General features: G+C 65.0%; 2 protein-coding genes. Both read left to right on the top strand.

The features are described from left to right. Positions 1 to 474 precede the first annotated feature (474 nt). Positions 475 to 1,962, top strand: coding sequence for a PfaD family polyunsaturated fatty acid/polyketide biosynthesis protein (locus ACIQ6O_RS12655; protein ID WP_396208152.1), 1,488 nt, complete (start codon positions 475 to 477; stop codon positions 1,960 to 1,962). Further along, positions 1,959 to 5,119 (top strand): beta-ketoacyl synthase N-terminal-like domain-containing protein (locus ACIQ6O_RS12650; protein ID WP_396208151.1); only part of this gene is annotated, 3,161 nt, incomplete at its 3' end. The genes ACIQ6O_RS12655 and ACIQ6O_RS12650, both read left to right, overlap by 4 nt.

Genomic DNA, 5,119 nt, shown 5'->3' with positions numbered 1-5,119 from the left:
AGGATCGCCATCCGGTTCCGTCCGAGGCAGTGCTCCGCGCGCTTTGTATGAGTGCCGAGGCAGTGAGGGACGTCTTGCAGCGCGGGGAGCCCCTGCTGACATAGCGCGCTCTCAATATGCTCTTAAACAGTCAACGAGCGGTCCGCGATGGCCGTTCGCAGGCTGAAAGCGGGCGCGGGCAGTCAGCTGCACTCGTGCTACTGGCCGTTGCCACGGGTGGAGTTTCCGCAAGGCGATCGTAATATTCTTGGCGAGCTCAGCCGTAGGTACAGTGGCCTGGACTCCCATCACCAAGATCGTCTCGTTGATTCGCCCCGTTTCCACTGCAGGTGCCTCCTGAGTCCGCCCGACCCATCTCCCGCGTCCGCCCGGTCTGTCAGGTTTGACCCCGCCGGTCTGCTCGATGCGCTTGAACAGTGTGATCGGCCTCTATGGCTGGTCAGCGAACCAAACCTCACGGGTGAACGGCTCGGGGTGATCCTGGGCGACGCGGGGCCCCTTCCCACGGCCCTGCTCCCCCGCCAGGTGCTCCGCGCTCAGTTGCCGGCGCTCCATGCCGAGTGGCTCGGGAACCGGGGATTTGCCGAAGAACACGGGTGCCGGTTTCCTTATGTCGTCGGGTCGATGGCCACCGGGATCGCGTCGGTGGATTTGGTCGTGGCGGCGGCGCGAGCTGGATTCCTCGCCTTTTTCGGTGCAGGGGGGCTGGCGTACGGGACTGTCGAACGCGGTATCGATGAGATTGCCCGCAGGCTCGCCAGCACTCCCACCGCCGCGTGGGGCGCGAACCTGATTCACTCGCCCGACCAGCCCGCTCTCGAGGAGCAGCTCGTTGACCTGTTTCTAGCACGCGGCGTCTCGCGGATCGAAGCCTCGGCGTTCATGGCCCTCTCGCCTGCCGTCGTGCGCTACAGCGCCACCGGGCTCACCCAAGATCGACAGGGGCGTATTCTCCGCCGTCACCGCGTCATGGCAAAGATCAGCCGGCCCGAAGTCGCGCGACACTTCCTGCAACCACCGCCGGAGAGCCTGCTCGAGGCGTTGCTTTCGCGGGGGGCGTTAACGACTGACGAAGCGCGCCTCGCGGCACTGGTTCCGATTGCCGACGACGTGACCTGTGAAGCGGATTCCGGTGGGCACACTGACCGACGCCCCCTCTCGGCTCTCCTTCCCGTGATTCGTCGCCTGCGAGACGAATTGGCCCCTGCTCTAGGCTGGCCACGTCCCGTCCGTATCGGCGCTGGGGGCGGATTGGCTGATCCGGAATCGATTGCCGGCGCCTTCGCCCTCGGTGCCGACTATGTCGTCACCGGCACCGTGAATCAGACAGCACGTGAAAGTGGGACCTCAGACCTCGCACGGCAGATGCTAGCGCACGCCGGGATCGCGGATGTTATCATGGCGCCCGCCGCGGACATGTTCGAATTGGGCGTAGACGTACAGGTCCTCCGTCGAGGCACCCTGTTCGCACAACGCGGCCGTAAACTGTACGAAACGTACCGAGCCTACGATTCCTGGACGGCAGTACCGGAACCCCTGCGTTCACAGATCGAGCGCGACATTCTGCAACGGAGCTACCAAGAGGTGTGGGAGGAATGCGTCCGCTTCTGGACGGCACGCGAACCCGCGCAGATCAAACGCGCGGAGGAGGATCCTCACCATCAGATGGCCCTCGTGTTTCGCTGGTATCTCGGCAACTCGAATCGGTGGGCGCGTGATGGCGTGACCGAACGTCGCAACGACTTTCAGATCTGGTGCGGCCCAGCCATCGGTGCTTTCAACGCCTGGACGGCCGGGAGCTACCTGGCTGATCCGGCGCAGCGCACGGTCGCGGACATCGGATTGAATCTTCTCGCAGGAGCCGTGCGGTGCACCCGGATTCATCAGCTTCGAACAGCGGGAGTCGCCATCCCGCCGACCGCGCATCGTTTCGTCCCGCGGCCGCTGCAGGTGCAATCGTGAGCACGGGTGCCATTGCCGTCGTCGGTCTCTCCACGCTGCTACCGGAGAGCGCCGACCTCACCACGTTCTGGGAGAACGTGCGGGAAGCGCGTGACTGCTTCACGGATGTCCCCGTCTCGCACTGGCGCATCGAGGACTATTTCGATCCGACGCCACGCGCCAAGGACAAGACCTACGGCAAACGTGGCGGATTCATTCCGAAGGTCCCTTTTGACTCGTTGAAGTTCGGGCTGCCGCCGTCGGCGCTACCGAGCACCGACGTTTCACAGATTCTCGCCCTGCTCGTCGCGCAGCGGTGCCTGGCTGATGCAGACCATGGAATGCCTGAGCGATTCGACCGCAAGCGTACGAGTGTGATTCTTGGTGCGTCGGCGACAACCGCGCTGCTATCACATATGTCTGGACGCATGGCGCGTCCGATGTGGCGGGCGGGCTTGCTTGCGGCAGGATTTGATGAAGACACGGTCGACGCGGCGTGCAGTGCCATTGCCGACCAGTTCGTTGGCTGGCAGGAGTCGACCTTTCCCGGTCTGTTGGGCAACGTCATTGCGGGCCGCATCGCCAACCGGTTCGACTTGGGTGGTACCAATTGCGTCCTCGATGCGGCATGCGCGAGTTCGCTCGCTGCGCTCGCGATGGCCATAGAGGAGTTGCGCAGCGGTCGGGCCGACACCGTGCTCTCCGGCGGCGTCGATGCGTTAAATGACATTTTGATGTACATGTGTTTCTCGCAGACCCCGGCGCTATCGCTCACCGGGGACTGCCGGCCGTTCTCCGATCGGGCCGACGGCACGATGATGGGAGAGGGGCTCGCCATGTTCGCGCTTCGTCGTCTCGAGGATGCGGAGCGGGACGGGCACAAGATCTACGCAATCCTTCGCGGCATGGGATCGAGCTCCGATGGGCGCGCGAAAAGCGTGTATGCGCCGCGTCCGGAAGGCCAGATGCTGGCGTTGCGCCGTGCCTATGAGGATGCCGGCTATGGACCTGAGACCGTAGAGCTGGTCGAAGCGCACGGCACAGGCACGGTAGCGGGCGATGCAGCCGAATTCGCCGCGCTACATGAGGTCTTCGCCGCGGCGGATCCTTCGCGCACACAGTGGGTGGCTTTGGGCTCGGTGAAGTCGCAAATCGGGCACACCAAATCGGCTGCCGGTGCCGCGTCGCTGGCCAAGGTCATTCTATCGCTGCAGCACCGCACCCTGCCACCAACTCTCAAGGTAGAGCGCCCTAACCCATCACTGCAGCTCGCGTCAACGCCCTTCTATCTCAGCACAACGACGCGTCCGTGGTTTCAGCGTCAGACACATCCCCGACGCGCGTCGGTGAGCTCGTTCGGGTTCGGTGGGTCGAACTTTCATGTAACGGTCGAAGAATACTGCGGCCCGTCACCGGCGCCGCGGACCGCCGGAGCGCCGACGTACCTCATCCTCCTCGCCGGTACCGATGATCCCGCCATCCTCGCGGCGTCTGCATCCGTGGCGGACCGGCTCCAAAGTGCCGACCAACTAGCAGCATATGCCCGAGCGTCGCAGATGACATTCGACGCCGCGGCACCGGTGCGCGTCGCGCTTCTCGTGAGCGATTACGAGGAGGTATCGAGCATCGTGACGGAAATGCGGGAAGCGCTAGCGACAGGGACCGCATTACACCGCACTCCCCGGGTCCTCGTACGTCGCGGTGCGCCCTTTGCCCCGCGAGAGGTCGCGTTCGTCTTCCCAGGCCAGGGTAGTCAGTACGTCGGGATGGGGTGCGACCTTGCGGTGCACTTCCCGGACGCATTCGAGGCGTGGCAGCACGCGGTCAGCCGCATCCGCGACGGTGTCGTGGATTTGGGTGAGCGGGTGTTTCCACGTCCCGTGTTCGACGACGACTCGCGCCGTGAGCTGGACCGGCGCCTTCGCGCGACGGAGTGGGCTCAGCCAGCGCTCGCCGCGGCCAGCCTTGCCCAACTGGCGCTGCTCGACAAAATCGGACTGCGACCGCATGCGGCCCTTGGCCACAGCTTCGGTGAACTGGTGGCATTGCACGCCAGCGGTGCCTTCTGCGCTGGGACCCTTCTGGACCTCGCGCGCGCCCGCGGACTCGCGATGGCAGCCTGCGCCCCCGATGTGGCGGGAACAGCCGCGGACGCTGGGGCTATGCTCGCAGTCTCTGCCGACATTCAGACGGTACGAAACCTCCTCGACCGCTCAGGGGAAACGACCGTCGTGGTGGCCAATGATAATCACCCCAAGCAGGTGGTGTTAAGCGGTCCGTCCACAGCCGTGACGGCCTTCGCCACCGTTCTCACGACGGCAGGGCTTTCCCACCAGCGATTGCCCGTGGCTGCTGCCTTTCATTCCCCGCTCGTGGTGGGGGCTGCGACGCAGTTCGCGCGGACCCTCCAGGAGACCAATCTGGCAGCACCAGCGTTTCCGGTGATTGCCAATACCTCTGCCACGTCGTACACGAGCGACGTGAACGAGCTGCGCACACAGCTCACGGCGCAGCTGGCGCAACCGGTGCGCTTCCGCGAAGGGGTCGAGACGTTGTATGCCTCAGGTTGCCGGGTGTTCGTGGAAGTCGGCGCGGGCACCGTGCTGAGCGGGCTGATCCGCAAATGCCTGAGCGACCGCGCGCATACCGTCGTCTCTCTCGACAATCCAGCGGCACATGGCGTGACCGCGTGGTGGACCGCGATGGCCGAGCTTGCCACACTCGGCCTACCAATGAATTTGGCGGCGCTGCATCACGTGACGACGCCGTTCGATGCCGTCCCGGCGCCCGCGACGGGCGCGACCGTGACCGCCGTCGGCGGCGCGAACCTCGGCAAGCCATATCCGCCCCCAGCTGCTTCGGAGACGCTCGGTGTTCCTGCGCCAGTGCGGCCAGTCGGGCCAGCGCCGACGACGGCGTCTCCCTCACCTGCGATTGAGGTTGCCAACGATGGGCCACCGCCCTCGCTTGAACGACTTGATGATTCCGACTTCGATATCGCCCAGTCCCTTTACGAGACGTCCGCCCCCATGACCGAATTCGTCCAGTCGCAGATCCTCGAGGCGCAGCGCCTCACCCAGCAAGCGATCCTCGAGTCGTTTGCCATGACCCTGCGTGGGATGGGCGGAGGTGCGGAGGGCGTCCCCGCGCTGACGGCGCAACCGGTCATGCGGATGCT

Origin of the sequence: Gemmatimonas sp. (assembly GCF_044345575.1) — a bacterium.
Taxonomy (GTDB): domain Bacteria; phylum Gemmatimonadota; class Gemmatimonadetes; order Gemmatimonadales; family Gemmatimonadaceae; genus Gemmatimonas.
Note: the sequence above shows the minus strand (reverse complement) of the source record. Positions and strands in the feature narration are given on the sequence as shown.